Source organism: Magnetospirillum sp., from assembly GCA_027532905.1.
GTDB lineage: Bacteria > Pseudomonadota > Alphaproteobacteria > CACIAM-22H2 > CACIAM-22H2 > Tagaea.
The window spans coordinates 315,147-340,841 of the sequence record JAPZUA010000004.1 but is presented as its reverse complement, the minus strand read 5'-3'; the positions used below and the strand labels follow the sequence as shown (position 1 = coordinate 340,841).

The 25,695-nt window shown below is 65.2% G+C and carries 28 protein-coding genes and 1 pseudogene; 17 read left to right on the top strand and 12 right to left on the bottom strand.

All coding sequences use genetic code 11. The annotated features are described in order from the left end of the window. Positions 1–180 precede the first annotated feature (180 nt). From O9320_15505 to O9320_15485, 5 genes are all read left to right on the top strand, one after another. Positions 181–783 carry a shikimate kinase gene (locus tag O9320_15505; GenBank protein ID MCZ8312251.1) on the top strand — a complete coding sequence of 201 codons (603 nt, stop codon included), beginning with the start codon at positions 181–183 and terminating at the stop codon, positions 781–783. Then, the gene (gene aroB / locus O9320_15500; protein ID MCZ8312250.1) at positions 780–1,892 is read left to right on the top strand and encodes a 3-dehydroquinate synthase; all 1,113 of its coding nucleotides are present in this window, start codon (positions 780–782) and stop codon (positions 1,890–1,892) included. Before O9320_15505 ends, aroB begins: the two co-directional genes overlap by 4 nt. After that, positions 1,889–3,238, top strand: coding sequence for an HlyC/CorC family transporter (locus O9320_15495; GenBank protein MCZ8312249.1), 1,350 nt, complete (start codon positions 1,889–1,891; stop codon positions 3,236–3,238). Before aroB ends, O9320_15495 begins: the two co-directional genes overlap by 4 nt. A gap of 94 nt (positions 3,239–3,332) precedes the next feature. Beyond that, on the top strand, positions 3,333–3,788 hold the full coding sequence (locus tag O9320_15490) for a CBS domain-containing protein (GenBank protein MCZ8312248.1): 456 nt from the start codon (positions 3,333–3,335) through the stop codon (positions 3,786–3,788). A 61-nt stretch (positions 3,789–3,849) separates the two neighbouring features. Next, positions 3,850–4,401, top strand: a complete 552-nt coding sequence (locus O9320_15485) for a DUF2889 domain-containing protein (GenBank protein MCZ8312247.1) — start codon at positions 3,850–3,852, stop codon at positions 4,399–4,401. Here O9320_15485 and O9320_15480 read toward each other — a convergent pair. Both O9320_15480 and O9320_15475 read right to left on the bottom strand, forming a co-directional pair. Beyond that, a complete protein-coding gene (locus tag O9320_15480; protein MCZ8312246.1) occupies positions 4,398–4,655 on the bottom strand; it encodes a ribbon-helix-helix domain-containing protein in 258 nt (85 codons plus the stop codon). The genes O9320_15485 and O9320_15480 overlap by 4 nt on opposite strands. 97 nt (positions 4,656–4,752) lie before the next feature. After that, a complete protein-coding gene (locus O9320_15475) occupies positions 4,753–5,031 on the bottom strand; it encodes a BolA family transcriptional regulator (protein ID MCZ8312245.1) in 279 nt (92 codons plus the stop codon). Between the two features lie 93 nt (positions 5,032–5,124). On the opposite strand from O9320_15475, the gene O9320_15470 reads away from it, so the two are divergent. Beyond that, the gene (locus O9320_15470; protein ID MCZ8312244.1) at positions 5,125–5,499 is read left to right on the top strand and encodes an ankyrin repeat domain-containing protein; all 375 of its coding nucleotides are present in this window, start codon (positions 5,125–5,127) and stop codon (positions 5,497–5,499) included. 3 nt (positions 5,500–5,502) lie between these two features. On the opposite strand, the gene O9320_15465 is transcribed toward O9320_15470, so the two are convergent. The 4 genes from O9320_15465 to O9320_15450 are packed head-to-tail and all read right to left on the bottom strand — an operon-like array spanning position 5,503 to position 9,088. Beyond that, a complete protein-coding gene (locus tag O9320_15465) occupies positions 5,503–6,144 on the bottom strand; it encodes an ABC-type transport auxiliary lipoprotein family protein (GenBank protein MCZ8312243.1) in 642 nt (213 codons plus the stop codon). Next, positions 6,141–7,124: an MlaD family protein gene (locus O9320_15460; GenBank protein ID MCZ8312242.1), complete on the bottom strand. Its 984-nt coding sequence runs from the start codon at positions 7,122–7,124 to the stop codon at positions 6,141–6,143. Before O9320_15460 ends, O9320_15465 begins: the two co-directional genes overlap by 4 nt. 3 nt (positions 7,125–7,127) lie before the next feature. Then, positions 7,128–7,934, bottom strand: a complete 807-nt coding sequence (locus O9320_15455) for an ATP-binding cassette domain-containing protein (protein MCZ8312241.1) — start codon at positions 7,932–7,934, stop codon at positions 7,128–7,130. Beyond that, entirely contained in the window at positions 7,931–9,088 is a 1,158-nt protein-coding gene (locus O9320_15450) for an MlaE family lipid ABC transporter permease subunit (GenBank protein MCZ8312240.1), read from the bottom strand. Before O9320_15450 ends, O9320_15455 begins: the two co-directional genes overlap by 4 nt. 512 nt (positions 9,089–9,600) lie before the next feature. On the opposite strand from O9320_15450, the gene O9320_15445 reads away from it, so the two are divergent. Continuing rightward, positions 9,601–10,101, top strand: coding sequence for a PAS domain-containing protein (locus tag O9320_15445; protein ID MCZ8312239.1), 501 nt, complete (start codon positions 9,601–9,603; stop codon positions 10,099–10,101). A 13-nt stretch (positions 10,102–10,114) separates the two neighbouring features. Here the strand turns inward: O9320_15445 and O9320_15440 are convergent, their stop codons facing one another. After that, a complete protein-coding gene (locus O9320_15440; GenBank protein MCZ8312238.1) occupies positions 10,115–10,837 on the bottom strand; it encodes an aldolase in 723 nt (240 codons plus the stop codon). A gap of 144 nt (positions 10,838–10,981) precedes the next feature. On the opposite strand from O9320_15440, the gene O9320_15435 reads away from it, so the two are divergent. The 3 genes from O9320_15435 to O9320_15425 all read left to right on the top strand — a co-directional run bounded on the left by O9320_15435 (position 10,982) and on the right by O9320_15425 (position 14,058). Beyond that, positions 10,982–12,040, top strand: coding sequence for a TRAP transporter substrate-binding protein (locus O9320_15435; GenBank protein MCZ8312237.1), 1,059 nt, complete (start codon positions 10,982–10,984; stop codon positions 12,038–12,040). Positions 12,041–12,115: 75 nt separating this feature from the next. Then, positions 12,116–12,619 (top strand): TRAP transporter small permease, encoded by a 504-nt coding sequence (locus O9320_15430; GenBank protein ID MCZ8312236.1) that lies wholly within the window; start codon positions 12,116–12,118, stop codon positions 12,617–12,619. Further along, positions 12,616–14,058, top strand: a complete 1,443-nt coding sequence (locus O9320_15425; protein ID MCZ8312235.1) for a TRAP transporter large permease — start codon at positions 12,616–12,618, stop codon at positions 14,056–14,058. Before O9320_15430 ends, O9320_15425 begins: the two co-directional genes overlap by 4 nt. Here the strand turns inward: O9320_15425 and O9320_15420 are convergent. Next, positions 14,055–14,468 carry a response regulator gene (locus O9320_15420; GenBank protein ID MCZ8312234.1) on the bottom strand — a complete coding sequence of 138 codons (414 nt, stop codon included), beginning with the start codon at positions 14,466–14,468 and terminating at the stop codon, positions 14,055–14,057. The two genes, O9320_15425 and O9320_15420, sit on opposite strands and share 4 nt — an antisense overlap. A gap of 143 nt (positions 14,469–14,611) precedes the next feature. On the opposite strand from O9320_15420, the gene O9320_15415 reads away from it, so the two are divergent. Continuing rightward, positions 14,612–15,127 carry a hypothetical protein gene (locus O9320_15415; GenBank protein ID MCZ8312233.1) on the top strand — a complete coding sequence of 172 codons (516 nt, stop codon included), beginning with the start codon at positions 14,612–14,614 and terminating at the stop codon, positions 15,125–15,127. 9 nt (positions 15,128–15,136) lie between these two features. Here O9320_15415 and O9320_15410 read toward each other — a convergent pair whose 3' ends face one another. Continuing rightward, a complete protein-coding gene (locus tag O9320_15410; protein ID MCZ8312232.1) occupies positions 15,137–16,468 on the bottom strand; it encodes a pentapeptide repeat-containing protein in 1,332 nt (443 codons plus the stop codon). Positions 16,469–16,545: 77 nt separating this feature from the next. Here O9320_15410 and O9320_15405 point away from each other — a divergent pair, with 77 nt between their 5' ends. Beyond that, positions 16,546–17,439, top strand: coding sequence for a GNAT family N-acetyltransferase (locus O9320_15405; GenBank protein MCZ8312231.1), 894 nt, complete (start codon positions 16,546–16,548; stop codon positions 17,437–17,439). Next, the gene (locus O9320_15400) at positions 17,436–17,633 is read left to right on the top strand and encodes a hypothetical protein (protein MCZ8312230.1); all 198 of its coding nucleotides are present in this window, start codon (positions 17,436–17,438) and stop codon (positions 17,631–17,633) included. Before O9320_15405 ends, O9320_15400 begins: the two co-directional genes overlap by 4 nt. Here the strand turns inward: O9320_15400 and thrS are convergent. Continuing rightward, positions 17,600–19,471 (bottom strand): annotated as a pseudogene (gene thrS / locus O9320_15395) (threonine--tRNA ligase). The gene O9320_15400 and the pseudogene thrS overlap by 34 nt on opposite strands. A 153-nt stretch (positions 19,472–19,624) precedes the next feature. Between thrS and O9320_15390 the strand changes: the two are divergent. The 3 genes from O9320_15390 (at position 19,625) to O9320_15380 (ending at position 21,931) form a co-directional block, all read left to right on the top strand. Next, the gene (locus tag O9320_15390) at positions 19,625–20,506 is read left to right on the top strand and encodes an RNA methyltransferase (protein MCZ8312229.1); all 882 of its coding nucleotides are present in this window, start codon (positions 19,625–19,627) and stop codon (positions 20,504–20,506) included. Positions 20,507–20,521: 15 nt separating this feature from the next. Further along, a complete protein-coding gene (locus tag O9320_15385) occupies positions 20,522–21,499 on the top strand; it encodes an isopenicillin N synthase family oxygenase (GenBank protein ID MCZ8312228.1) in 978 nt (325 codons plus the stop codon). Positions 21,500–21,595: 96 nt separating this feature from the next. Then, on the top strand, positions 21,596–21,931 hold the full coding sequence (locus O9320_15380; protein ID MCZ8312227.1) for a hypothetical protein: 336 nt from the start codon (positions 21,596–21,598) through the stop codon (positions 21,929–21,931). Between the two features lie 25 nt (positions 21,932–21,956). Here O9320_15380 and O9320_15375 read toward each other — a convergent pair whose 3' ends face one another. Both O9320_15375 and O9320_15370 read right to left on the bottom strand, forming a co-directional pair. Beyond that, positions 21,957–23,204, bottom strand: a complete 1,248-nt coding sequence (locus O9320_15375) for an AMP-binding protein (protein MCZ8312226.1) — start codon at positions 23,202–23,204, stop codon at positions 21,957–21,959. Between the two features lie 86 nt (positions 23,205–23,290). Beyond that, positions 23,291–24,769 carry a mechanosensitive ion channel family protein gene (locus tag O9320_15370; GenBank protein MCZ8312225.1) on the bottom strand — a complete coding sequence of 493 codons (1,479 nt, stop codon included), beginning with the start codon at positions 24,767–24,769 and terminating at the stop codon, positions 23,291–23,293. A 78-nt stretch (positions 24,770–24,847) separates the two neighbouring features. Between O9320_15370 and O9320_15365 the strand changes: the two genes are divergently transcribed. After that, positions 24,848–25,606, top strand: a complete 759-nt coding sequence (locus O9320_15365) for a glucose 1-dehydrogenase (protein MCZ8312224.1) — start codon at positions 24,848–24,850, stop codon at positions 25,604–25,606. Positions 25,607–25,695 lie beyond the last annotated feature (89 nt).

Sequence of the window (25,695 nt, the reverse complement as noted above, 5' to 3'; positions counted from 1 at the left end):
TGTCAAACCCTTGAAAGCGTGTACAAAAAACGATTCCTCGCGAGCCTCGTGCAGGCGGCAGCGTGGTTTGCTACACTCGCTTGCCATGAGGCAGTTGCGCAAGAGGAAAGGCGAGGTTCACGCACGCACCGAAACGTCGGGTGCGGTGCGGCGTTTTCGCGTTCCCACGTCCTGACAACGATGACCTTATCGTTTTCGTCCCCGATGCCGCCCGAAGCGGCGAGCACGCCGCTTGTGCGGGCCCAGCGTTCGATCGTGATGGTCGGCTTGATGGGAGCCGGCAAGAGTGCGATCGGCAAGCGCTTGGCTGCGCGCATTGGCCTGCCGTTTGTGGATACCGACCGCGAGGTCGAGACGGCAGCCGGCTGCTCGATCGCCGAGATTTTCGAACTTTACGGCGAGACGGCGTTCCGCGACGTCGAACGGCGCGTGATCTTGCGCCTGCTTGAGGGTGCGCGCGGCGTAATGGCCACGGGCGGCGGCGCTTTCATGGATCCGCAGACGCGCGACGCGATCAAGCAGCGCGGTCTATCCGTGTGGCTGCAGGCCGATCTCGACACGCTGGTGCGACGCACGGCCAAGCGCACGCACCGCCCGCTGCTCAACAGCGGCGATCCGCGTGAGATTTTGGCGCAGCTGATGGCCGCTCGCGACCCAATCTATGCGCTGGCCGATCTCCATGTTCAGTCGAGCGAAGCGTCGCCCGACGAAACCACGCAGCGCGTGATCACCGCCATCTCGGCCTATTGCGCGCAGCCCGGCGTCGAGGCGGGATCGCCATGAGCGGTGCCGCCGACACAGTGCGCGTTGCCCTCGACCAGCGCAGCTACGACGTCAAAATCGGCGCTGGCCTGCTCGAGACGGCCGGGGCTGCGATCTTGGTGGTGCGGCCAGCCAAGCGCGTGTTCGTCGTGACCGACAGCACAGTTGCCGCGTTGCATCTGCCGCGCCTCGAGGCAGGCTTGGACGCTGCCGGGCTTGTCCACAAAACCTTCGTGCAGCCGCCCGGCGAAACCAGCAAGGACTGGGCGCATCTTGGCACGCTGCTGGACGCGGTGCTGGCCCACCGGCCCGAGCGCGGCGACATTCTGCTGGCCTTGGGCGGTGGGGTGATCGGCGACATGACCGGCGTTGCAGCCGCTTTGCTGCTGCGCGGCGTGGATTTCGTGCAATGCCCGACCACGCTGCTCGCCCAAGTCGACAGCTCGGTCGGCGGCAAAACGGCGGTCAACACGCGCTACGGCAAAAACCTCGTCGGCGCCTTCCACCAGCCGCGTCTGGTGCTGTGCGATCTCGGCACGCTCGACACGCTGGCGCCCCGCGAACTGCGCGCAGGCTATGCCGAGACGGTCAAATACGGCCTCATCGACGATCCGGCCTTCTTCGCGTGGTGCGAGGCCAATGCGGCTGCCGTGCTCGCTGGATCGGGCGATGCGCGTCGCACCGCCGTACGCGCAGCCGTTGCCGCCAAAGCGCGCATTGTGGCGGCCGACGAGCGCGAGGCAGGCTTGCGCGCCCTTCTCAATCTCGGCCACACATTCGGCCATGCGCTGGAGGCCGAAACTGGTTTCGGCCTCGATCTCTTGCACGGCGAAGCCGTGGCGATCGGCATGCGCCAGGCGTTCGATTTTTCGGCCAAGCTCGGACTTTGTGCGGCACCTGAGGCGGCGCGCGTTGCGGCCCATCTTGACGCCACGGGCCTGCCCACGCGCCTCGACACGCAGCGCGGCTTTGCTGCATCCACATTGATCGACCATATGGGACACGACAAAAAAGTGCGCGACGGCAAACTCACGTTCATTCTCGCACGCGGTATCGGCAAAGCCTTCGTGGCGTCCGACATCGATGCGGCCGCCTTGCGGGGCTTCATGACCGCGGAGGCCGGACGATGAATTTCGAAGGGTTCGAATTGCCCTCCATGCCGGACCTGCCCAATTGGTTCGTGGTCGTGGCCGTGATCGTGCTGCTTGTCGTGGCGGCCCTCTTGTCGGCGGTCGAGACCTCGATCACGTCTGCGTCGCGCCCGCGCCTTGCTGAGATGGAGCGCCAGGGCTCACGCCGGGCCGGTCTCGTGAACCGCCTGCGCGACCAGCGCGACCAGTTCATCAGCGCCGTGTTGCTCGGCAACAACCTCGTCAATATTCTGGGCTCGGCCTTGACCACGAGCGCTTTGATCGCGCTCTTCGGCGATGCAGGCGTGCTCTACGCGACAATCATCATGACGGTACTGGTCGTGGTGTTCGGCGAGGTCATGCCGAAAATGTGGGCGCTTGCCAATGCGGACCGCGTGGCGCTGATGCTGGCCCCGTTTGCGCGCGCGATGATGGCGTTCTTGTCGCCGCTGGCGACGGCAACGCGCGTCGCGGCCAAAACCATGCTGAGCATGCTCGGCGTGCGCTACAACGAGCCCACGGCCGAGGCCGCCGCCGAGGAGCTGCGCGGGGCCATCGAGCTGCACGGCTCGGGCGAAGCAAGCGGGGCTTCGACCGTGCGCAAAGAGCGCCAGATGCTGCGCTCGATCCTCGATTTGGCCGACGTGGCCGTGTCGGACATCATGATCCATCGCCGCCAGGTCGTGGCGATCGACGCCGACCAGCCGCCGGCCGCCATCCTCGAGCAGGCGCTGTCGAGCCCGCACACACGCATTCCGCTGTGGCGCGGCACGCAAGACAACGTGATCGGCGTCTTGCACGCCAAAGCGCTGCTCGCGGCCTTGCGTGCCAATGGCGGCGATCCCACGACGATCGACATCGCCCAGATCGCGGGCCGCGCCTGGTTCATCCCCGATTCCACGAGTCTGCTCGACCAGCTCGAGGCGTTCCGCCGCCGACGCGAGCATTTCGCGCTCGTCGTCGATGAATATGGCGGCCTCATGGGGGTCGTGACACTCGAAGACATTCTGGAAGAAATCGTCGGCGACATCGCCGAGAAACATGAGTTCAAAGTGCCGGGCGTGCGCCCGCAGGCTGACGGCAGTTTCATCGTCGATGGGTCGGTCACGATCCGCGATTTGAACCGCCAGTTCGACTGGCGCCTGCCCGACGAAGACGCGGCCACGATCGCCGGCCTTGTGCTCTATGAGGCGCGCCGAATCCCCGATGTCGGCCAGATTCTGACCTTCCACGGGTTGCGTTTCGAAATATTGCGCCGCAAACGCAACCAGATCGCAACCTTGCGAATACTGGCGATCGGCGATGCGGCAGCGCAAAAGACCGCACCCGACGGCGTTGCCGCCTGACGAACGGCCTTGCCAAGCACGGCCCAAGCGGCGCTATCATTTGTACGTCGCGGTCTACGCAAACATATAAGCGCCGCATCCAGGGAGGGTATCGATGAACCGTAAAATCGTTCCCGACGTGATTTCGGGCGTCCAGAACATTGCCACGGCCAGCTCGAGCATGAGCGTGCGCGAGGCCTCGATCGCGATGGCGAGCCGGCGCATCGGTGCGGTTGTGGTGGTCGATGCGGCCGGTCGTATGGCGGGTATCTTCACCGAGCGCGACGTGATGACGAAGGTCGTGGCCGGGCGCCGCGATCCGGACGCAACGACGCTCGCTGAAGTGATGACGCCCAATCCCGACACGATCGGCCCCGACGACGCCGCGGGCGAAGCGCTCGACATGATGCGCAAGCACGGCTATCGCCATTTGCCGGTCGTCGATGGCACGCGTCTTATCGGCATCGTGTCGGTGCGCGACCTTTACGCGACTGCACTGGGGGAACTCGAACAAGGCCTGCAGGAGCGCGACGCGTTCATCTCGGGCTCGGCCGGTTACGGGCTCACGTAAGACCTGGCGCACCTGCTGCTTTTGTTTTTGTGCGTAGGCGCGATTTCTGGGAACATCGTGCATGCCCTTGCCCGAACCCGAAATCGCCCGCGAACCCATTCACACCCGCCGCATCGAATGCAGCGGTTACCGGCGCGCCGACGGGCTGTGGGACATCGAAGGCCATCTGGTCGACACCAAAGCCTACGGATTCGACAATCAATGGCGCGGGCACCTTGCCCCCGGCACGCCGCTGCACGAGATGCGGCTGCGCCTCACGATCGACGACGGCTATCTCGTGCATGCGGTCGCAGCCTCGACCGACGCAAGCCCGTTCGAGATGTGCCCTGCCATCGTGCCGAATTTCCAGGCGCTCGTGGGTTTGCGCATCGGCAAAGGCTGGCGCAAACACGTGCAGGAGCGCTTGGGCGGGGTCAAAGGCTGCACGCATTTGGTGGAACTGGCGCTTGGCGCCATGGCGACGGCCGCTTTTCAGACGATCGTGCCGCTGCGCGCCAAGGAAAAACCGGCCGAGGATGGGCGCGCGGGCTTTCTCGACACCTGCCACGCGCTTGCCGCCGACAGCCCGGTCGTCGCCGCGCACTGGCCGCAGCTTTACACGGGCAAAAACTAGTTCACGCGGCTGCGCAGGTGCTTGCGCGTTTTCTTGCGCGACCAAGCGAGCACGAAAACGCGGATTGCCGAGGAGAGATTGCCGCGATGCGCAGTGTCGGCGATGCGCTCGCACAGCGTTTCGATCGGCATCTCGAGCGTGTGCGCGATTTCTTCAAGTTCGGTCCAGAACGGCGTTTCGAGCCGCATGCTCGTGCGACGCCCGTGGATGCGCACATTGCGCGGGCGCGGCGGCGCCGCCGTTGCCATCTTCATTTTTGACGATAATCCCATAAATTAATATATCGTAAATTGAAGATTCGGCAAAGCGTCCCGGCAAGCTGGCGCCCTGATCGACGCGGCGTCAAGAATTTCAGCTCTCGGCGGGAGCTTTCAGCGACAAGGCCAGCGCATGTACGGGCCCGGCCAGCTCTTCGGCCAGAATGCCGTGCACGAGGCGTTGGCGATCGACGCGCGATTTGCCGGCGAAAGCCGCACTCACGATGCGCACGTTGAAATGCGATTCCCCGCCCACCCGCGCCCCGACATGGCCGGCATGTTTGGCCGAATCGTCGTCGATCTCCAGCATCGACGGGGCGAGGGCCGCTTCAAGCTTGCGGCGCATGGCGGTGGCGACGGTGCGGTTTTCCATTGAACGGTTCCTGCGACGGGTAAAGACGGGACGGCACTGTCGCGCCAACGCCGGTCTTGACGCAAGTGCGGCCAAAAGGGCACCTATCGCGCCATGGAACGAACACCTGCCCTAATTGCGGCTGCCGAGCGCGGCGACACAGCCGAAATCGCGCGCATTCTCGACCGTACGCCCGATCCTGAAATCCGCGGCTCGGGCGGTTTGACCGCATTGATGCGCGCGGCGGCACGCGGCAGCCTGCCAGCACTCGAATTGCTGCTCGCACGCGGTGCCAAGCCCGACACGACCGACGATTTCGGCAACACGGCCTTCATGTATGCTTGTGCGCGCGGCCAGGCGGCGTGTGCGGCCCGTTTGGCGGCTGCGGGTGCTAACCGCGCGCACGCCAACAAATACGGTCTCGGTGCGGCCGATTGGCTCAAATGGGCCAAAGACAGCGACGCGATCGAATCCTTGATCGTACGTTGAACTTCAAGCCCGGCGCGGTGCGGCCGTGCGCAAGGTCCACTCGACGACGCGGCGCATCGCCGTGCCCAATGCCTCGTCGAAGGCGAGCACGATATTGTGGATGTCGCTGTTGACCGCCGGCTGCTGGGCTTCGTGCGCGAAGCTTGCGACGACGACGCGATCGGGCAGGCGCACGAGGCGAACGGCAAGCCGCACGCGCGCCGAGGGCGGCGCATTGCCGCGCAGTTCGGCCTGGAACTCGCGCAGATCCACTTTGAGCAGATAGTCGGGCCGCAAGCTCGACGATTCGCGGCCCACCGCCACGATGCGCCCGGTATTCTCGAAACTCTCGACCAGCAGCGTCTGCACCATGCGCGGGGCCGTGTCGGTCCAGTTGGCGCGGGCGAAATAGTCGAGCGTCACGGACGAGCGGGCGAGTGCGATGCGCGAGCTGTCGATGCCGCCCGAAGCGACCGGCATTTCCACGGCAAGCTGCCAGTCGGCGCGCGGCAGGTCGCTTGCGAAGGTCGATTTGGGCGTGAGGGTGAATAGCTGCGGCGGATCGCCGGAACCAGGCAATTGGCAACCCGCAACCGTGCCGGCGGCGGCAAGGCAAGCAAGCCCCAGGAAATTGCGGCGCGTGGTTTCGTGCGGCAGAACGCTCATCGCGCTTCGACCCCTTTTTGCTGGTCGCCGAACAGGAAGCGGGCGGGATCGCGCTCGAACGTCGCGATCACGCGGTTGAGTGTGGCCATCAGCGCGCGCCCCTCGGTCATGAATTGCTGCAGTTCGTAAACACCGTGCTGGCCGAAATCCTGCACGCCGGGGCGCGCTGCCTGCACGGTCTGTTCGAGCACGTCGGCCACGCGCCCGAAATTGCCGGCCGTGCGCTTGAGTTCGTCGAGTGCGCCTGCTGCTTGCGGCCCGACGTCGCCCACGTCGCGCAAGGTGCGGCGGCTGTCGGCGATGAGTCCGCGCACGTCGCCGGTTGCGGCATCGACCGCTCCCAGCAGCCGGTCGACCCGTTTGAGCGTGGCGTTGGCGTCGTAGACCAAGGTTTCGACGCCGAGCATGGCGTTGGCGAGATTGCCGGCGGCGTCGGCCGAACTGTCGATCAGGCGATCGACGTTCTTAATGTTGTCGTCGTTGAGCACGGCTGCAATGCGCTCGGCAAGCTCGGCGATGCGCGCCACGGCGAGCGGCGCATCGGACATGATCTGCTCGAGGGCCGAGGGCCGCGATGGGATGACGGCGCGCCGTTTGCCCTCGCGCGGCAAGAGCAGCGGCGCGTTCTGGGTTCCGCCGCTCAGCTGCACGAAGGCAAGACCGGTGATGCCTTGCGGCTGCAGCCCTGCGACCGTGTCGGTCTTGATCGGCGTGTCGGGCCGCAGGGCGAGCGTGACCTGCACTAGCTCGACGTTCCCTGCATCGAGTGCGATATCCGACACGGTGCCCACCGGCACGCCGCGATAGCGCACGACCGAGCCTTCCGAGAGGCCGGTCACCGAGCCGTTGAAATATGTGTAGTAGAAGGTGCTTTCTTCGCCGAGATTGGCGCGCGCAAACCAGATGCCGGCGAAGAAAATGCCTGCCATCAGGGCCAGCACGAAGCAGCCGACGAGGAAATAGTTGGCGCGCGTTTCCACGATCTAAGTTCCTTCTTTGGCAGCGCCGGCCGAAACGGCAAGACCCGTGCGTGCGGCCCGCCCGCGCGGCCCGTCGAAATAGGCCTGGATCCAAGGATGCGGGTGCGCGCGGATTTCGTCCAGCGTTCCGACGATGATTTTGCTGTCGATCAGCACGGCCACGCGGTCGGCGATCGCGCACAGCGTGTCCACGTCGTGCGTGACCATCACGACCGTGAGCGCCAGCGCCTGCTGGAGGTCGCGGATGAGGCTGTCGAAATTCGCGGCCCCGATCGGATCGAGCCCGGCCGTAGGCTCGTCGAGAAACAGAATGTCGGGGTCGAGGGCGATCGCGCGCGCAAGGCCCGCGCGCTTGCGCATGCCGCCCGACAATTCGGAGGGTAGCTTGGCGCCCGCCGACTGCGGCAGCCCCACCATCGACAGTTTCACGCGGATCAGCTGCGTCACGAGGCGGTGGTCGACCTTCGTGTGTTCGAGGAAGGGCAGGCGCGCGTTCTGGGCGACCGTGCGCGCACTGAACAGAGCGCCGTCTTGGAACAGCACGCCGATGCGTTTCAGAACCGGGCGGCGGGCTTCTTCGTCGAGCGCTTCGAGATCGGCTCCCAGTAGCTCGACCGTGCCGCCGTCCGGCGATTTCAAGCCCAGGATCGTGCGCAGCAGCACGGATTTTCCCGTGCCCGAGCCGCCGACGATGGCGAGAATTTCGCCGCGCCGCACGTCGAGATCGAGCCCGTCATGCACGGTCTGGGCGCCGAATCGCGTGATGAGGCCGCGCACGCGGATCACATTGTCGGCTGCGCCGTCGCTCATAGGCCGATCCGCGAAAAGAAGATCGAGAACGCCGCATCGAACACGATCACGAGGAAGATCGATTTGACGACCGATTGCGTCGTATGCCGGCCCACGCTCTCGGCCGAGCCCGAGACCTTGAGGCCCTCGTAGCACGACACGATGCCGATCAGCACCGCGAAGACCGGCGCTTTGATGAGGCCGACCGCGAGCGTGTTCAGCTGCACGGCGTTCGAGAGCTGCTCGACGAACTGCTCGAACGACAGATCGAGCCCCAGCATCACCATGACCGCGCCGCCCACCAGCGCCATCGTGTTGGCGAAGAACACGAGCAGCGGCAGCGTGATCGCGAGCGCGAGCAGGCGCGGCAGCACCAGCGTCTCCATCGGGTCGAGCCCGATCGTGCGCATGGCGTCCACTTCCTGGTTCACCTTCATCGTGCCGATTTCGGCCGCAAAGGCGCTGCCCGTGCGCCCGGCGACCATGATCGCCGTGATCAACACGCCGATCTCGCGCAGGATCGACACGCCCAGAAGATTGATCGTGAAGACTTCGGCCCCGTACGCGCGCAGCTGGTCCGCACCCTGGAAGGCCAGCACCACGCCGATCAGAAACGCCAGCAGCCCCAGGATCGGCACGGCGTCGATCCCGATGCGTTCGATATGGTGGACCGTGCTCACGAAGCGCACGCGCCCCGGACTGCGGAGTGCACGCAGCGCGCACACGGTTGCGGAACCCACGAACGCGATCAGCGCTTTGGCTTCGCGCGCCACTTCCGTTGCGGCCTTGCCGGCGCGAATCGCAAGTTCTGTGAACGCGCTGTCGCTTTTGCGCAAGAGCGGTACACGCTCTTCGTCGGCAACGCCCATGCGCTCGAGCAGGGCTGCTTGCGCATCGCTGGTGCTGACGAGTTCGATCTGCGCGCCGCTGCCCTGCCAGCGCCGCAGCTGCCGGTGCAAGATCCACGCGCCGCACGTGTCGATCGCGTCCACCGCCGCCAAATCGATGTGCAGAAGCTCGGCGCCTTTCGTGTCGAGCGACTGCATGGCGGTTTCGAGCATCGACGCGTTCGCGAGCGTCCAGCGTCCGCCCAGCGCCACGCGCGTCGCCGACCCGTCGAACTGGGTCTTGGCCCAAACCGCCTGCGCGTTCGGAAGCTGCGTCGTGGTTGCCATTTGCGGCGGCGGCCCTTTTTTGCCTGTCGAGCCATTCTGGTCTTTGGAATGCGGGGAGGGCAAGGGGTCGGCGCTGCGGGCTCGCCAGAAGGCGGTGTTATGGTGCGCTGCGGTATTCTGACACAGTTTTTCTGAAACAAATGTCCTGCAAAGTCAGGCGGATAATGCCTGAAAGCGTCTTAGTCTCTGATTTTTAACAGAGTTGGTCGGATTAGGCCTTGATTTTTGCGCCGCAACAATTAAATTGTGCGTTGCGACATTGATTGTCGCAGCTCGAAATGGCCTTTGTGCCGTTTCGTGGGCGTTTCCTCCCTAAACTTGGGCCGTGCCTTCGGGCGCGGCCCTTTCTTTTTGTGCCGCCTGAATTTTTGCGGTTGCAACGCCGTCGTGCGTGACGCAAGCACCTGCGGCAAGTCCATTTGGTTTACTTCAAAACCAAATCGCACGTATCGTGTCGGAGAAATTGCGATCGCGCGTGCCCCGCCATCCGCACCTTTGGATTCTCGAAACAGATGCCGCAGCCGGATTTCGTCGAGATCCATGCCGACGCCGATCTCGGCGCTGCCAATCTGCGGATCCAGCGTTTCTGGCACTACACGCAAGCGTGCCGTCGCGACGGCGGCCTGCCCTCGCGCGCGCATTTCGATCCGATGGACATTCCCGATCTGCTGCCGAATATCTGGATCGTCGAAGCCGATTTCGACAAAGCCATTCTTCGCTACCGCCTTGCCGGCACCAAGATCGTGGCTGGCATGGGGTTCGAGCCGACCGGGAAATTCTTGCACGAGGTTCTGGCGGCGCGCTTGAAGGAAAATCCACAGCTGCTCGATCGCTATTGGCTCGGCGCGCGCGCAGGAGTCTGCACATGGCGACGCGGTCCGGCGCGGTTCTGGGCCAAGATGGACTATTTCGAAGTCGAAAATCTCATCGTTCCGTTCGCCGTCGCGGACAGCCATCTGCGGCATTTGATGGCCATCTCCGTCCACTACCGCGGCGACGGCGCCGAATTTTGAAGCGGGGTCGTCTTCAGTCCGCGAATTCGGGTTCGTCGCGCGCCAGCATGCGCTTGAGCGCGTCGAAATGGACGCGCGCATAGGCCGCGCGCCCGTCTTCCATCTGGCGCGAAGTGCGCGCGGCAAGCTGGCCGGGTACGAGCTTGAGCGGCCGCCCGGTCGACATGGCCAACACCTGGGCTTGGGCGGCGCGTTCGAGATAAAAAAGTTCGTCGAACGCTTCGCCGACCGTGGGGCCCGTCACGATCACGCCGTGGTTGGCCAAAAACAGCACAGGCTTGCCGTCCATCTTGGCGGCCATGCGCGCACCCTCCTCGGGACCGTCGGCAAGGCCGTTATAGTCGTCGTCGTAGGAAACCCGGCCGTAGAAGCGCAAAGACGTCTGCACGCACGGCTCGATGCGCCCGCCTTCGACTGCGCACAAGGCGGTCGCGTAGGGCATGTGCGTGTGCAGCACGGCCGTTGCCGAAGGATGGCGCAGATGGATCTGCGTATGGATGTACAACGCGGTTTCTTCGATCGGCCATTTGCCCTCGAGGATGCGGCCTGCGGCATCGACGAGCAGCAGGTCGCTGCCACGCATCTCGGCCCAATGCGGGCCCCACGGATTGACCAGAAACCGGTCGGGAGCGACCTGCAGGCTGAAATGGTTGCAGGTCCCTTCGTTGAGACCCAGACGCGCCGCCCAGCGGAACGCGGCGGCAAGGTCGATGCGGGCAGCGGCAAGATCGGTCATTGGGGTCTCGTCGGATGTGGGGGTGAACGGCGGCGCCCACTCTATTGCACGCGCGCGGCCCTGTGCTAGGTTTGCGCTCAATTGCAAACGACGGTCGCCAGCAATCAAAACGGCAGGCCGCAAAACCGAGAGGAACCCCCGCCGATGAAATCCCTGATTCCGTCTCTGAACCGCCGCACCGTGCTTGCGACTGGCTTGGCGGCCCTTGCCGCCCCGGCGATCGTGCGCCCGGCGCATGCGCAGGCCGTGACGTTGCGCCTGCACCATTTCCTGCCCGCCGTTTCGAACGTGCACACCAAGGTGCTGCAGCCGTGGGCCGACCGCATTGCGGCGGCCAGCAACAATGCGCTGAAGATCGAGCTGTTCCCGTCGATGCAGCTCGGTGGCACGCCGCCGCAGCTCTACAACCAGGCGCGCGACGGCGTGGCCGACATCATTTGGACGCTGCCGGGCAACACGCCGGGCCGCTTCCCGCGCACGGAAGTATTCGAACTGCCGTTTCTTGCTTCGCAGCGCGGCTCGGTCAATGCGCGTGCGGCCCAGGAATTCGCCGACACGCATCTGGCCGAAGAAACGCGCGACGTGAAGCTGCTCGCCTATTGGGCGCACGATGCGGGCGTGATCCACGCCAACAAGCAGATCCAGTCGCTCGACGATCTGCGCGGGCTCAAGCTGCGCAACCCGACGCGTCTTGCCGGCGAAGCCTTGAAGGCGCTGGGGGCCGTCTCGGTCGGCATGCCGGTGCCGCAAGTGCCCGAGTCGCTGGCCCAGCGCGTCATCGACGGCGCCGTCATTCCGTGGGAGGTGGTGCCTTCGGTTCGCGTGCACGAGCTCGTGCGCTTCCACACCGAAATCCCGGGCTCGCCGGCACTCTATACGGCGAGCTTTTTCCTCGCCATGAACCAGGCGAAGTTCGCCGGTTTGCCGGCCGAATTGCGCGCCGTGATCGACCGCCAGTCGGGCATGGCCTTCTCGAGCGCTGCCGGTCCGATGTGGGATGCCGAAGCCAAAACCGTGTCGGACATGGTGCGCGCGCGCGGCAACACGATCTCGGTCTTGAGTGCTGCCGAAAAGGCGCGCTGGGTTGCTGCGACCGAGAGCGTGGCTCCGGCTTGGGTTGCCCAAATGCGCGAGCGAAATATCGACGGCAACGCATTGATCGCGGCGGCTAAAGCTTTGGTTGCCAAATACGAACGGGCGTAAGTAAATAACGCGACGGCTGCGGCGGCGCCGGAATGGGCGCCGCCGTTTTCTTTTCAAATTCAGGTATCGCTCGCAATGGATGCCCAGCCCTCTCACTCCGGCCGATCGGATTTGCTCGAACGGGCAACCGGCGCTTTGGCGATGCTGGGCGGCATTGTCGCGATCGGCATTGCCGTGCTCGTGTGCACAAGCGTGCTCGGCCGCTGGCTGTTCTTGAAGCCCATCGAAGGCGATTTCGAATTCGTGCGCATGGCAACGGCGGTCGCCGTTTTCGCCTTCATCCCCTACACGCAAGCGCGCCGCGGCCACATCATGGTCGATACGTTCACGAGCTGGCTGCCGCCGCGCGCCCTCGCCGCGATCGATGCGTTCTGGGATCTGTGTTTTGCCGCCGCCATGGGGTTCCTTGCCTGGGGCCTGTATGTGGGCTCGCACGAGGCGCGCGAGAATTTCGAAACGACCATGCAACTGCAGCTGCAGATCTGGCCCGTGATCCTGTTGTGTGCGGCCTTGTGCGCGATCTTGAGCCTGACCGCGTTTTTGACCGCACTGCGTCTGGCGTGGGGCAGATCCAAGTGAGCGGGCCTTCGATCGCTCTGCTGGGTTTCGGCGCGATGCTGCTGCTGATCGCGTTGCGCCTGCCCATCGGGCTCTCGATGCTGCTGGTGGGGGCGGTGGGCTACATCCAATTCACGAGTTGGCCCGCTTTCTTCGGCTACATGAAGACGAACACCTACCATCAGTTCGCCAACTACACGCTTTCGGTCATTCCTCTGTTCATTCTGATGGGCGCACTCGCCGAGCGCGCGGGCATTGCGCAGTCGCTGTTCCTGGCGGCCGAGCGCAGTTTGCGCAACCGGCGCGGCGGCCTTGCGATGGCGGTGATCGGCGCGTGCACGGCGTTCGGCGCCATCTGCGGCTCGTCGGTCGCCACGACGGCGACGTTCGGGCGTGCCGCGATGCCGGAGTTGCGCAAATACGGCTACGACGGCGGTTTCTCCGCCGCCACCATTGCCGTCGGCGGCACGCTCGGCATTCTGATCCCGCCGTCGGTGATCCTCGTCGTCTACGCCATCACGACAGAGCAGAACATCGCCAAACTTTTCCAGGCAGCCCTCATCCCGGGCCTGATGGCGGCCGTGTTTTACTGTGCGACGATCGCTTTGATGGTCTGGCGCAACCCCGCTCTTGCGCCGTTTTCGGAACTACCGCTGGAAGCCGCACGCACGCAGCCCAAATGGCCGAAAATTTTGGCGGCCTTGGGGGCGGCGGCGGTCGGCGTGCAATGGCTGCGCGGCGCCATCGATTCCGAAGATGCAATCCTTGCTGCGGCTCTGGCCCTGCTCGTGGGCTTTGTCGACGGTGCGATCATGCCGGCGATCGCGGTCGCGGCGCTCGTTGTTGGCGGCATCTATGGGGGCGTGTTCACGCCGACCGAAGGGGCCGCCGTGGGCGCACTTGCAATGCTCGCCATGGGCGTTTTGCAGCGGCGCCTGGGTTTTCGTGAAATTTGGGACGCCTTGCGCCAGACGGCCGAAACGTCCGGCATGATTTTCATGATTCTGCTCGGCGCCGAAGTGTTCGGTGCGTTCCTGGCCCTCACGCGCCTGCCGACGGCCGCCGCCGAGTGGATCGGCCATGCGGGTTTCGCCCCGCTTGTCGTCGTCGCGGCGATGATGGCGACCTACGTGCTGCTGGGGGCAGTGATGGACGAGCTTGCGATGATCCTGCTCACCTTGCCGGTGTTTTTCCCGGTGGTGGTGGCACTCGATTTCGGCCTCACGCCCGATGAGGTCGCGATCTGGTTCGGGATTCTGGTGCTGATCGTGGTCGGCATCGGCCTCACGGCGCCGCCGATCGGGCTCAACGTCTTCGTGATTTCCTCAATCGTTCGCGACGTGCCGATGACGCAGACCTATCGGCGCGTGCTGCCGTTCCTTGCGGCCGACATCTTGCGCCTGTGTCTGGTGCTGGCCTTCCCAGGGCTTGCCCTGTGGCTCGTACGGCTTTTTGCCTAACTGGGCGGCCCGAAAGCGAGCGGTTCGACCGCGCGCTCGAGCCTTGTGCGCAAGGCCGCTTCGCCGACCGGCTTGACGAGGTAACCCGATACGCCCAATTCCATGGCGCGGCGCACGAGGGCGGCGTGCGCATGGGCCGTGACCATCACGACCGGCGTTTTGCGCATCTGGCCCATTGGCTGCGCGCGCAGCCACGCCACGAAATCCAGTCCGTTTTCGGGTTTCATATCGACGTCGCACAGCACAACGTTCGGCCATTGCTCGGGCGGGGTTTGGAAGGCCAGTTTGGCGCCATCGACGCTGGCAGCCGTATCCACCGCCGCAAATTCGAGCGTTTCGAGCATGCGGCGCAGCATCAGGCGCGTCGCATTGTCGTCTTCCACGGCCAGAACACGGAATTTTCCGAACAAAATCCAACTCCTTGCGACTTTTTTACAACCCTCTCGCCGCGTTCGGCAAGCGGTCGAATGCAACAATGTGTTTCGTGCGGGCGGTCGGCGGCAAAAAGCGGCATAATGTCGGTTCGTCCGTCGTGATCGGAAAGTCGGAACCCATGCCGAAAGCCACCCCGCCTGCCAAAACGCCAGGCAAAGTGCCCGCGAAAATCTACAATACGCGCCTTTTCGTCGGGAATGTGCCGTTCGATTTGGATGTCGAGGGGCTTGCCGATCTGTTCGACGCGCACGGCATCGTCATTCAAAGCCAGATTCCAACCGACCCAAAAACCGGCAAAGCCATTGGCTATGCCTTCGTGACGATGGCGACCGAGCAGCATTGCAAGCAGGCGATCGCCGCCCTCGACGGCACGAAGGTCAAAGATCGCAAAATCGAAGTGCGCTTTGCCGATGTGAAGGAAAAGCCGAAAAAGCCGCCGCGCGCCCCGCGTGCGCCCCGCCGGCCGGCGGGTGGGGACTATGCAGGCCCCAATGCCGGCCCCGTACCGGCCCATCTGCGCCCCGATGCCGACCGGTTGGGCCTCACCCAGCCGATCGTGAGCCGGCCGACCTCGGCCACGCGTAGCTTCACGGTCGAAAAGCGCCGCCTGGGCCCGACGATTCGTCGCCCCTAACCGACTTTTTCAGCGAACCCCCATCGCACCGCGCAGGTCGGCGTCGGTCATCACCGTGTCGCGCAGATCCGCCCCGGCGAGATCGCAGTCGACGAGTTTGGCGCCGGTCAGGTTGGCGCCGCGAAAATCGACGTCGCGCAAGCTCGCCTCCGTCATGTCGACGCCGGTCATGTCGGCGCCGCGGAAATCTGCCTTCTGCGCGCGGCAGCCGCGCATTCGCGCGGGCCATTTGGTGCCTTGCATGCCGGCGAGCGGCAGGGGCGAGAATACTGCGTCGCGGAAATTGGCGCCGTCGAGCGTGCATTTGTCGAGATTGGCGCCGCGCAAAGACGCTGAGGAAAAATCGACTTCCGCCAGCATCGCCCCTTCGAACGTTGCCATGTCGAAGCGGCCCGACGGCATCTTGGCGCGGACCATCGTCACGCGCAGCATCTTGGCGGCCGACAGCGTGATGCCGGGCCATTCGATGGGCCCCAGATCCACGCCTTCGAATTTGGCTTGCGTGCCGGCGGCTCCGCCCGTGCGCAGCCAATCGTTGTGCGCCACGACGATGTCGCCGAACGAAATGCCGAGATCGGCGAGCGACTTCGGCAGGATGGCCCTGCTCATGTCGCATTTTTCCATCTCGGCCATGATGAAGTAGCTTGCGCACAAATCTGCGCCGTCGAGATTGGTGCCCGACATCTGGGCGCCCACCAGCACGGCCCCGTTGAGCTTGCAGCCCGACATGTTCGTGTCGGTGAGGTCGGCGCCCGCCAGCACCACGCCCGAAAGATTCGCGTTGGAGAGGTCCGCCCCTGCGAGATTGGCGCCGCGCAGGTTGCAGTTGGTCATGTCCGTGCGCTGGGCTGTCGTGCGCGACAGGCGAGCTTCGCCCAAATTGGCGCCCGCGAATTTCGCGTCGTCCATGTTGGCTTTGTGCGTGGTCATGACCGAATAGTCGAGGTCGCCGGTCTCGTTGGCGGTCACGATGAAGCCGTCGCGAATGTCGGCCTTGCTGAGATTGGCACCCTCGAGGATCGCGCCCTTGAGGATCGAGCCGCGCAGATCGGCGCGCGTCATGGTGGCGTCGGTGAACACTGCAAAGCTCAGATTGGCGCCGAAGAAATTGGCGCGGTCGAGATTGGCGCGCGAGAAATCGCACTCGGTCAGGTCCGCACCCACGAACTCGGCCTCGGCGAGCGCGCGGGCGACGAAATCGTTGCGTGGGATCTGCGCGAAATGGATCTGCATACGCGCGCCGCCCGACGCCTTCTTCACAAAACGCTCGTGCGCTTCCATGCGCTTGAGGAGGTCGAGTTTGCTGAGCTTCTTGCGCTCGACTTGCTTGACGTTGCCCACGTGCGCGCCCCTCGTCTTCGGACCAGCAAAGGTTTACATTAGAACGGCAAATTTCGCACCACGCGTTTTCAGGACCGATGGAAGTCGTCGTCGAACCCGATCGCCGCCTGTGGGAAGAGGCCGCCCAGCGCTCGGATTTCTGGCCGTTGCAGCAAGATTGGGACTACGGTCTTGCGGTCCGCTGGCAGGCCCAGCCGGTGCTGCGCTTGCTTGCGCGCGACGCGGGCGGGCCGGTCGCAGCCGTGCAATTGGTCGGGCGACGCTTGTTTGGCCTTGCCGAATTGTGGCTCGCCCTGCGCGGGCCTGTGGCGCTCAACGGGGCTACAACCGTGCCGCCGCAATTGTTGGCGGCCCTGCCGCGCGGGCTGTTGCGCGCGGTTCTGCTGGCGCCAGAAATCCAGGAAAATGAGGCCACGCAAAAATCTTGGCTCGGGCGCCGCCGCGTCTATACCGGGCATAGCTGCGCTATCGTCGATCTGGCGCCGTACGATCGCGCCAGCTTGCGGCAAAAATGGCGAAATCGGCTCAATGCCGCACAGGCGCGCGGACTTCGCATCGAGCTTGCCGATCGCGGCAAATGGCTCGATTGGGTGGTCGCCCAATACGACCGCGTGCGCGCGGCCAAAGGTTTTGCCGGCCCCTCGGCCGATTTTGTCGCCCAACTCGTGCGCCTCAAGAGCCCGCGTCAGACCCTGGCCGCAATTGCGCTCGATGGGCGCGAGCCCGTGGCGGGCGCGCTGTTTTTGCGCCACGGTCCCGATGCCAGCTATTATGTCGCAGCTTCGGACGCGCAAGGGCGCGCGGCCAACGCCGCCAACCTCGTGCTGTGGCGCGGACTCATGGCGCTCAAAGAACAGCGCGTGCGCAAGGTCGATCTGGGTACCATCGATACCGACAAAAGCCCTGGCCTCGCGCGCTTCAAGCTCGGTGCCGGCGGCCAGCCGGTCACGTTGGCGGGGACCTATCTATGAGCAAAGGAAAGACCGTCTACGGCCTCAGCATCGCAGCCCCGCGCCGCACATGGGCGCTTGTGCCGCTGCTGCTCTGGCGCTTTGCCGTACCCGTGCTCGCCGCTTTGATCGTGCTCGATCTTGCGGTGTTCGCGGTGCTGAACGGCCTGTTCGGCGCGTGCTACGGCGCTTTTGCCTGGTTCGGCGTCTGCTGAACCGGCGTCTGCGGGGGCGGGGCGGGCAGATCGGTGCGCGTGGCGACCTCGCTGCGAATGCGCGCAATCACCTCGTCGACCGTCATCGCACCCAGATCTTGCCCTGAGCGCAGGCGCACGGCGACCTTGCCTTCGGCTACTTCCTTGTCGCCGGCAACGAGCATGTAGGGGATCTGCTCGAGCTGCGCGTTGCGGATTTTCTTTTGCATGCGCTCGGTCGAATCGTCGACATCGACGCGAATGCCGCCGTCCGTCTGCGGCAGTTCGGCCGCCATCAGACGGCGGGCGAAATCGCGGGCGAAATCCGCGTGGCGGTCGGCGATCGGCACCATGCGCGCCTGGATGGGCGACAGCCACGTGGGCAGGCGGCCCGCATAGTTCTCGATCAAGATGCCGATGAAGCGCTCGAACGAGCCGAGGATCGCGCGATGCAGCATCACCGGCCGATGTTTGGCACCGTCTTCGCCGATATAGCTCGCATCGAGCCGCTCGGGCAGCACGAAGTCGACCTGCAGCGTGCCGCACTGCCAGTCGCGGCCGATCGCGTCGCGCAGCACGAATTCGAGCTTCGGCCCGTAGAAGGCGCCTTCGCCCGGATTGCGCGTCGTCGCAAGGCCGGCGGCGGCCGAGCCTTTTTCGAGCGCTTGCTCGGCCTTGTCCCAGATGTCGTCCGATCCGGCGCGCTTTTCCGGCCGGTCGGAGAATTTAACGAGCAGATCCTTGAAGCCGAAATCGGCGTAGATCGCGCGCAGCAGGTCGCAGAAGCGCTTAGACTCGTCCGGGATCTGGTCTTCGGTGCAGAAAATATGGGCATCGTCCTGCGTGAAGGCGCGCACGCGCATGATGCCGTGCAAAGCGCCCGACGGCTCGTAGCGATGGCAAGCGCCGAACTCGGCCAAGCGCAGCGGCAATTCGCGGTAGCTGCGCTGGCCCTGGCGGAAGATCTGCACGGCCCCCGGGCAATTCATCGGCTTGATCGCGTAGAGCCGGTCGACCTCTTCGCCCTCTTTGCCGGGCGTCGCCACGAACATCGCGTCGCGGTAGTTCTCCCAGTGGCCGGATTTCTCCCAGAACACGCGGTCGACGAGCTGCGGCGTTTTGACTTCCACGTAGCCGTCGGCGTCGAGGCGCGTGCGCATGTAGCGCTCGATCGTGCGGAACAGCGTCCAGCCCTTTGGATGCCAGAAGATCGCACCGGGCGCTTCTTCCTGCAGATGGAAGAGCTGCATGGCCGCACCGAGCTTGCGATGGTCGCGCTTCTCGGCTTCTTCGAGGCGGTGCAGATAGGCTTTGAGATCGTTCTCGTTGGCCCAGCACGTGCCGTAGACGCGCGTGAGCTGCGGATTGCGCGAATCGCCGCGCCAATAGGCACCGGCGAGCTTCATCAAGCGGAACGCGCCGACTTGGCCCGAATGCTCGACATGCGGGCCCCGGCAGAGGTCGGTGAAATCGCCAAGCTGGTAGAGCGAAACGGACGAAACGCCGGCCGCACCCGCTTCGACGAGGTTGGGATCTTCGAGGCCTTTGGCCGCCGTCGAGCCGCGCGTGCGCAGCATCTCGAGGAGTTCGACCTTGTAGCTCTGCTTCGTCGATTCCATGAACGCGACCGCTTCGCCGATCGGCACCTCGCGGCGCGCGAACGGCACTTTGCGTTCGCGGATCTTGCGCATCTCGGCTTCGATCTTGGGCAGGTCCTCGGTCGTGAGCGGAACCGGCGTTTCGATGTCGTAGTAGAAGCCCGAATCGGTCGCCGGCCCCACGCCGAGCTTGGCGTCCGGATAGAGTTTCAGCACGGCCGCCGCAAGCACATGCGAGCAGGAATGCCGCATGCGGTCGAGATCGGGGCCGGGATTCGGGGCGGCAGACGCGTCCATGGGCTCGTTTCCAAAAACAAAAAGGGAGCGCGAAGATAAGGGGTTCCCCCCGCCAAGGCAATTGATAGCGCCTATGCCAATAGCGCTGGGCCGCCATTCGCGCTAAGGGTTTGGCGTATGAAACGCTTTCCGCCCCGCAATCCGAACCGAACCGGCGGCCCCCGCAAACCCGGCGGCTACAAGCAAGGCGACCGCAGGCCCAGTGCCCACAAGCAAGGCGCGCACGGTCAGGAGCCCGAGCGCCAGCATCGGCGCGAGATCTTGCGAATCGCCGGCTTGCCGAGTGTGGCGGCGCTGTTCGCGCGCGCCCCCGAAGCGGTGCAGCGCCTGCTGGTAACACCCGGCATGGCGCAGGCGGCAAGCGATCTGCTGCGCGAGGCAACAGCGCGCAATATCGCGCACCGCATCGTGCCGGACGAAGCCCTCGCCAAAATCGCGGGCACGCCGCTCAATGGCGGCATCGTCGCCGAGACGGCGCCGCGCCCGGCGCGCCAGTTCGATCTGGGCCAGGCGCAGGAGTGGGCCAAGCGCTGGCAGCCGCTCGTGATCCTCGACGGCATCGGCAACCCGCATAATCTGGGCGCCATCGCGCGCACGGCTGCCTTCTTCGGCCTGCCGCATCTGGCGATCAGCGACCATCCGGCCCAGGCAGCCCCGTCCGAGGCCGCTTATCGTGTGTCCGAGGGCGGGCTCGTGTGGCTCGACGTGTATCGCGTGCATCGCCTGCCCGACGTGCTGCGCCGCCTGAGTGCGTTTTACACCGTCGTCGGCACCGCACTTGGCACGGGCGCGCCGATGCCAATGCAGAAACTCGCGACCGGCCCCAAGCCCGTATGCTTGGTGCTTGGCAACGAAGAAGAAGGCTTGAGTGCGGCGACCTTGGCCGTGTGCGCGCATGTCGCTACCCTGCCGCCGGCCGGCCCCATCCAATCCTTGAACGTCGCGGCCACGGCCGCCATCCTGATCCACGCCATCACCGGCGGCTTCCGCACGCGCTGAAGGAGCAGCGACGCCATGTCGGCCCCTGCACGATCTCCATTGCCCGGCGAAATTCCCGTCATTGCGATCGGCGCGTTGCGCGACCGCTCGGCGAGTGCGGCTGTTGCCGCCGCGATCGGGGCGGCATGCCGTCAGACGGGTTTTTTCTATGTCTCCGACCACGGCGTGCCGGATGTCTTGCTCGGCGATTTGCGCGCGCAGGCCGAGGCGTTTTTCGCGCTGCCCGAGGCCGCGAAGAATCACGTGTCGATCGAGCATTCGCAGCACAATCGCGGCTATGTACCGTTCGAGGCCGAAAAGCTCGATCCTTCGCGCAAGGGGGACCTCAAAGAAGGCTTCAATATGGGCCGCGAATTGGCGGCGGACGACCCCGACCTTGTCGCCGGGCGTCCGTTCTGTGGCCCCAACCAGTGGCCGTCCGCAATGCCGGCGTTCCAGGCGGCCATGTGCGCGTACTTCGATGCGATGCTGGCTTTGTGCCAGGATCTGCACCGCGCCTTCGCACTCGATCTCGGCATGCCGGAGACCTTCTTCGAAAAGCTGATCGACAAGCCGCTCGCCACCTTGCGGCTGCTGCATTATCCGCCGCATCCCGGCACGTTTGTGCCCGACCAGTATGGCGCTGCCCCGCATACCGACTACGGCAACGTCACGGTGCTGTGGCAGGACATGGTTGGCGGGCTCGAAGTGCAGGCGCGGGGCGGCGAATGGATCGCGGCCACCCCGCTGCCCGGCACGTTCGTCTGCAATATCGGCGATTGCCTGATGCGCTGGTCGAACGACGTTTACGTCTCGACGCCCCATCGCGTGGTCAATCGCTCGGGCCGCCAGCGCTGGTCGGTGCCGTTTTTCCTCGACCCCAACGGCGATGCGCCCGTCGCGTGCCTGCCGAGTTGCAAGGGGCCGGAACGGCCGCCGCTCTATCCGCCCACAACCGGGGCTGCCTATTTGCGCGAACGGCTCGACGCGACCTACGCGTTTCGCCGGTCCTAGCCGGTTTTGCCGCTTGGCAGCGGCGGACGAATGCCTTTACTTTGCGACAAGCCTGCAGCATGCAGGGGATCCAAGCGAAGCGACGGAAAACAGGCGATGACCGCGACACCAGACGAAAAACGCAAACAAGCTCGGGCCGGCGTACTGCGCGGCACCTTGCTGGTCGACGGCGACGGCCACGCGATCGTCGATTGGAGCCGCAACGGCTGGCGCGTGCGCGCCGAGAGGCCGTGGTCGCCGGTCGGCGCCACGTTTGATCTGGTGCTCGGCATCCGTTCGGATGTGGGCTCGGTCGAAGTGCGCGGGCGCGGCACCATCGTGCGCACCGGCGACGGCGACGTGGCTGGCACATGGGATCTTCGCACGCCGTCCGATCCTGCGACCGAGTCGCTGCTTTCCGTGTTCCTGTCGAACGGGACGGCGGCGGTTTAGGCCGCCATTCGTCGCCCGTCCGGCTTCAATCGTATTTGCGGGCGTCTTCGATGACCTTGCCGTCGTTGGCAAGGCTGCCGGGGCTTGCGAATGCGACCGCGCCGCGCAGCTTGGTCGCGGCCTGCAGCGCTTCGACGAGAAGCGCCTCGAGGCCCGCATCTTGGGCCGCTTCCACATGCAGCGTCATCGCGTCGTTGTCGTCGACGCGCGACACGACCAGGCGATAGCGCGCAATGCCGCAGCGTTTGGCGGCCTCCGCCACTTGGCCCGGATGCACGAACATGCCTTTGACCTTCGTGGTCTGGTCGGCACGGCCCATCCAGCCGCGCAGGCGCTTGGCAGTCCGCCCGCACGACGACGTGCCGGGCACGAACATCGACAGATCGCCCGTCGCAAAGCGGATCAGCGGGTAGTCGGGATTGAGTGTGGTCACGACCACTTCGCCGACCTCGCCGTCGGCGACCGGCGTGCCGGTTCCCGGCCGCACGATTTCGACGACGATCCATTCGTCGAGCACCAGCCCTTCGTCTGGCGTGGTTTCGTAGCCGATGAGGCCCAAATCGGCGGAGGCGTAGCATTGGCGCGCATCGATGCCGCAAGCCGCCATCTCGCCGCGCAAGGCCTTGGGCACGGCCTCGCCCGAGACGAGAGCAAGCTTCAGGCTTGAAAGATCGGCACCGAGCTCTTTGCCTTTTTCGAGCAGGATTTTGAGGAAGGACGGCGTGCCCGCATAGCCGTCGGGCTTTATGTCGGCGATCGCGCGCACCTGCTGTTCGGTGTTGCCGACCCCGGCGGGGACGACAGCGCAGCCGATCGCATGCGCCCCCGTTTCGAACATCGAACCGGCGGGCGTCAGGTGGTAGCTGAACGTATTGTGGATGATCTGGCCGCGCCGGAATCCTGCCGCCCACAAGGCGCGCGCGAGGCGCCAATAGTCGGGCCGCATCGCTTCGGGATCGTAGATCGGCCCCGGCGACATGTAGATGCGCGCTAGCCGCCCTGGTTTATCGGCCGCGAGGCCGCCGAATGGATCGCGCGCGGCAAAGGTCTTTTTCTGGAGCTCAAGCAGGTCGCTCTTGCGCACCACGGGCAAGGCGGCCAGTGCCGCGCGGTCGACGATCTGGTTGGGATCTATGTTGGCCAGCGATTCGGCGAAATACGGCGCCTTGGCCTTCGCGTGCTCGATCTGCAGGCGCAACTCTTCGAATTGGCGGGCCTCGCGCAAGCCGGGATCGCGGGTTTCAAGCTCGTCGAAATAGGGGGCGTCCATCATTCACGTCTCGCGAAGGCGGCAGATCGAATCGGAGGATATCAAGACTGGCGAAGCGGCCGCACATGCGCAAGCGCTCCGTCGCCTGTTTAGTCGAGTGCGAAGAAATGCCGGATGCGCACAAGCAGCTCGGCCGCCTGGCCGCGCGTGGCTGCACGCCTTTCGCGCGGCGGCATGGCGCGCAACGCCGCGTCGTTGGCAAGCTTGCGGCCGATCACGATGTCGCCCAGGCGCTTGGCGAGATCGGGATGGCTCTGCAGGATGGGGCTAAGCGCTTCCTTGCCGATCTCGAGTGCCGCCGTGTCGCACAGCGCCATCACGCTTGCGCTGCGCGGGCTGCCGGTCAGCAGCGACATTTCGCCGAAAAAATCGCCAGTACCCAAGCGTGCCACGGGTACACGCTCGCCGTCGCGCTCGAGGCTCACCTCGAACACGCCGCGCGCCACGACGAACAATGAATTGTCCGCGTCGCCCGCACGCATCACCTCGTCGCCCGCGTGGAACGACACGGGGTCGGCGGCTTCGGCAATGCGCGCGCGCAAGGCCTGGTCGAGTTCGCGGAACAGATCGACATGGTCGAGGACCCGTACCGCCATCGGCGGTTCGGCCGCGCGCGGCTGGCCGAGGGCTATGCCTGCCGCGTCGAGCGCGTACCAGATCGAGGTCGCGACCTCGTCGTGCACGCGCGCATCGTCGTCGAACGTATCGACCCAATAGGCGACTTCGTAGAGGACCGTCGAATCGCGGATTTCCTGGGTCGCCACAGTCGGCGGCGGTTCCATGCACACGCGCATCGCCTTGAGGGCGGCGGCCGACAGCGCTTCTTTGGCGAGGCCCGGCGGGATGCGCGCGTCGAGCGGCACGTTGAGGCTCGCGCGATAGAGGGCGACCGGCATGTCGTAGTTGACGATCTGGGCGGCCGCGAGTTTCGAATTGGGCAGCACCACCGTGTTGCCGTCGGAAGAGCGCAGGCGCGTGGCGCGCCAGTTGATCTCGACGACCTGGCCCGCCAAAGCGCCGTCGATGCGCAGCCAATGGCCGACCCGGTAGGGCCGCTCGAGATTGAGCGCAATGCCGCTGAAGAGATCGGCCAAGGTCGACTGCATGGCAAAGCCGATGACGACGGCGAGCACGCCCGAGGCTGCGAGCACGCCCGTGAAAGACTGGTCGAATGCCGCCGACACGACGCCGAACATTGCCACGATCAGCACGAGGGCGCGCACCACGTCTTTCAGCAGTTTGGGCGCACCCACCTCGCGGCTTGCGAGGAGGCGCCAAACGAAACGCTCGAGCAGGACGAGCGTGAACAGCGCGAAGATGATCCACCACACGACGCCGAACAGGCGCCCGGCATCGCCGAGCAGGCCTTGCACGATGGGCGATTTAAGCCGGGCGGCCAGCAGCGGCAGCCCGAGCCAGGCCCCGGTTGCGGCCAGCAAGGCCACGCCGATCAGCGACAGGCGGCGATGGGCGGGATCCGGCGAGCGCAAGCCCGCAATCGCGAACCAGACGGTGGCAATCGCAATGATCGCGGCATAGATCCAGTAATGGGCGGGCGTCTCCGGCATCCTGTGCCGACGCTAGCCCGGAACCGCACGACCGCGCTACAGTCGCGGCACAAGACCAAAACATCGGGAGAAAACGACATGCGTCTGGCCGGAAAAATCGCGATCGTCACGGGCGCGGGATCGGGCTTCGGCGAAGGCATTGCGCAGCGCTTTGCAGCCGAAGGGGCGGCCGTTGCGGTCGTCGATCTCAATGCCGAGGCGGCAGCGCGCGTCGCAAAAGCGATCGCCGATGCGGGCGGCAAGTCGCTTGCCCTTGCCGCCGATGTGGCGAGCCGCACCGATACCGAGCGCATGGTCGACAAGACGCTGGCGGCGTTCGGGCGGCTCGACATCGTCGTCAACAATGCCGGTATCAGCCACGTGAACGGGCCGATGCTGTCGGTCGACGAGGCGACGTTCGACCGCGTGTTCGCGGTCAACGTCAAATCGATCTATCTCGCAGCGCAGGTGTGCGTGCCCGTGTTCCGCCGCCAGGGTGGCGGCGGGGTATTTCTCAACACGGCTTCGACCGCAGGCTTGCGCCCGCGCCCAGGTCTCACCTGGTACAACGGCTCGAAGGGGGCTGCGATCACGCTGACCAAGAGCATGGCGGTCGAACTCGCGCCCGAAAAGATCCGCGTCAATTGCCTGTGCCCGGTGGCGGGCGAAACACCGCTGCTGGCGACCTTCATGGGCCAGGACACGCCCGAGAAGCGCGCGCAGTTCAAAGCGTCGATCCCGCTCGGGCGACTGTCCACGCCCACGGACATCGCCAATGCGGCTCTTTATCTGTGCTCGGACGAAGCCGAATTCATCACCGGCGTTGCCTTCGAGGTCGACGGCGGCCGCTGCATCTGAGGGGTCGCGAGATGGTTTGGCATATCGCTTGCTGAGAGAGGGGTCCCCCGCCTTCCGTCCGGAAGGATCCCCTTTTTCGACGATCGAGG